Here is a 3,373-nt window from a genome sequence, read left to right on the forward strand (position 1 = left end):
TCCTATTATAGTGCTATTTTAGAGACTTTCAAGAAAATATAAGAAATTTAGACAAAAATAAGAAAACGATTACATTTAAAAGTGTCTAACAAGGTAAAATTCACAATTTTTGCAGTCCTTGTAACTTAAAAAACAAAAAAATCCAGGACCTATGCCCTGGATTTTAGGAGATTATGAAAAAGAAAAGTTTTAGGATAGTTGTAGTATACAAAGCGATTCCTAAAGTTTTCTTAAAGTGGAAGATGGAATTACTTTTTCATAATGATTACTGTTCACTTACACTAATTGAGGAGTTTTCCATTTCCCTCAGCATCAAAATGGTAGGTCTTACCTTCGATAGTGAGGGTAGTGTTCTCAGTACGTGCACCACTGTTAGGATCATAATAATGAAGTTTATCATTTACAGTGACAAGTTCCCCTTTAGCTTGTTTGCCATCTCTATGGAAATAGACATGAGCCCCATCAATAGTTTGTTCACCGGTTAGTGCATACCAATTAGGTCCAAAGTAATACCAGTTACCATTAACCTCTTTATATTGATTTTTTATAGCAGTAGCTGTTTCCTTATCAAAGTAATAGATATGGCTACCATTAGGAATAAGTGATGGGAAATAGTCTTTAGTCAAGCCATTCGCCCTAACCCTACCATCAGCATATTTATTTGTCGGAGCATCAAACATATAAAGTTCTCCGTTGATAATGTGAAGCCCTAATGGGACGTGACCAGAAGCGGTAATGTAATATCTATTACCATTTTTGGCCTTAACGAATTGAGGCCCTTTGACTTCCTTATTATTCAAATCGTAGAATGAAGAGTAGCCATAAGGATATAGAAATTCTTCTCTAGCAAGGTGGGGATCTGCACCGCCCGTAAAGGTATACTCTTTACCATTGATAGTTCGAACTCCCCCTTCTCTAAGTCTTTTGCCTTTAGCATCAACATAATAAGTCTTTCCATTCAAATCGACAAATTGTTCCTTAAGGCGGGCACCACTATCTTTATCGTAAAATGAATCGTTTTCAGCAAAGTTTCCTTTAACCTGCTTACCAGTACTATCGAAGTAGACCTCGACACCATCAATGACTTGTTCACCAGTAAGGCGTTTGCCGTCATTACCAATATAATACCAATTATTGTTTATGTTTTGATAATGATTTTGTCCTAAGTCTACTCGGTCTCCTGAATTTTTACTGTAATAGTAGCCATCCGAAGCGAAGTCGCCCTTAATCTGTTTACCGTCTTGGTCAAAGAAAACATTATGACCATCAACGACATGGGCACCTTTAAGAGGAGTACCTTTAGCACCGATTCTATACCAATTGTTATTGAAGTTAACATAACGATTGGTTACTTGTACTCCTGAATTTTCATCATAGTACGCTCCATTTTCAGCAAAGTTCCCTTTAACTTGCTTGCCATCTTTATCAAAGTAAAAATTGTTGCCATTAATGACTTGTTCACCTTTTACAATTTTACCTTCGTTATTAAGATAGTACCAGTTACCGTTCACTTGAACAAACTGATTGTTGCCAAGATTAACGCGTGCACCAGAATCTTTATCATAATAGAAACCGTCATCTGCGAAAATCCCTTTAGCTTGAACCCCATTTTTGTCAAAGAATACGGTTACGCCATTAATGACTTGCTCTCCTTTAAGAGCTTTAGAGTCTGAACCGATATAGAACCATTTATCTTTATTTTCAAGGGTATTATATGAGTTACTCTGGTCATTGATTTGAACATAACGATTAGTAACAGGTTCCCCTGTAATTGCATCATAAAAAAGTCCATTAGGTGCGAAATTTCCCTTAACTTGGATACCGTATTCACCGAAGTTGAGATGCTTACCATTAATAATTTGTTCTCCCTTAATTGTATTGCCTTCGTTATCGAGGTAATAAATAAGGGTTCCTGATGGTTGCTCTAAGGAGACAAAGCTATTTTTGACGAGTGCTCCAGTGTCTTTATCATAATAAAAACCATCGTAGCCGAAGTCTCCTTTGGCTTGGTGTCCTCTATAGTTAAAGTAGACACGAATGCCGTCAATAACTTGTGGACCTGTTACCACTTTTCCGTCTGACCCAAGATAATACCAATGGGTCTCTAGAGTTGGAGCCATTGAGCCGTTCGATTCGTAGCGTGTTAATTGAATATAACGGTTTGTCACGAGCTCGCCAGTATCCTTGTCATAGAATTGGCCGTCAGAATTAAAATCCCCTTTAATTTGATATCCGTAATAAGGGGTAAAGTAAACTTTCACACCATCAATGACTTGTTCACCTTTAAGTATCTTTCCATCTTCATCAACATAGAACCAATGGTTATCGATGAACACGTAGTGTTTTTTCCCTAGATCAACTAAATTACCATCTTGATCATAGAAACGCCCATTGTCAGCAACGCTATTACGCACCTGTGCTCCATCATACTTATCGAAATAGACAGATTTTCCATTGATGATTTGTTCACCTTTTAATTTGTCGCCATTTTTATCAACATAGAAAGGATAGATAGTGTTGTTATAGTTGTATTTAGTGCTAAAAACATAGCTATCTGTTACAAGGTTACCATCTTTATCGTAGAAGTGTTCATTGCTAGCAAATCCGTCTCGAACTTGAAGGCCGTTGTAATCATTGAAATAAACTTGTTTTCCTTGAATGGTTTGTGCGCCTTTTAATGGTTCACCATTTTTATCGACATAGTAAACACCACCAAGATGATTAATATAACGATCCGTTACAAGAGCACCAGAATCTGCATCATAGTATTGTTTATTTTTTGAAAAGTTTCCCTTGACTTGTATGCCATTTTCATCGAAATAAACGTTGACCCCATCGATTTTTTGTGCACCAGTTAGGTTCTTACCACTAGCATCCTTATAATACCAGTTACCAAGGCTATCACTATAATATTGACCACCGGTAACATTGGTTTCACTATTGGTATCTGCGGTTGCTGATGCAGCCTCACTGGCAGCCCGGTCTGTAGTTACAGCTTCGCGTGTTTGGCCTGAGGCCGATTCTGCAGGTGCTTGACTTTCGCTTGCAGTTGTTGAAGCTGTTTCACTAGCGTTTTCCGAACTTGTAGCAGAAGTTGTGGCTTGTTCTGAAACATTTGTGGTGTTTTCTGTGCTAGCCACATTTTCAGTAGTAGCAGGAGCTTCGACAACCTTAGTTTCTACGAGGTCTGCGGTGGTTTCCACATTGGCAGTGGTAGCAGCAGTAACATCAAGGTTTGTTGAGCTATCAGCTTTAGCTTCCTCAGCGAAGGCAGGTCTTGCGATAAAGGCAAAACTTGCAAGAGCAGTTGCACATGAGAATGCAATCAGACGTTTTTTGGACTTAGGTCCAGTAAAATTAGAATGTACTTTCA

At 38.0% G+C, this 3,373-nt stretch carries 1 protein-coding gene; it reads right to left on the bottom strand.

What is annotated here, in order from left to right; all coding sequences use genetic code 11:
- Nucleotides 1-281: 281 nt before the first annotated feature.
- The coding region (locus tag H7T99_RS10470) for a hypothetical protein (RefSeq protein WP_201035996.1) at nucleotides 282-3,373 on the bottom strand (3,092 nt) is incomplete at its 5' end.

The organism is Streptococcus sp. 17.1 (assembly GCF_016648655.1).
Classification (GTDB): domain Bacteria; phylum Bacillota; class Bacilli; order Lactobacillales; family Streptococcaceae; genus Streptococcus; species Streptococcus salivarius_E.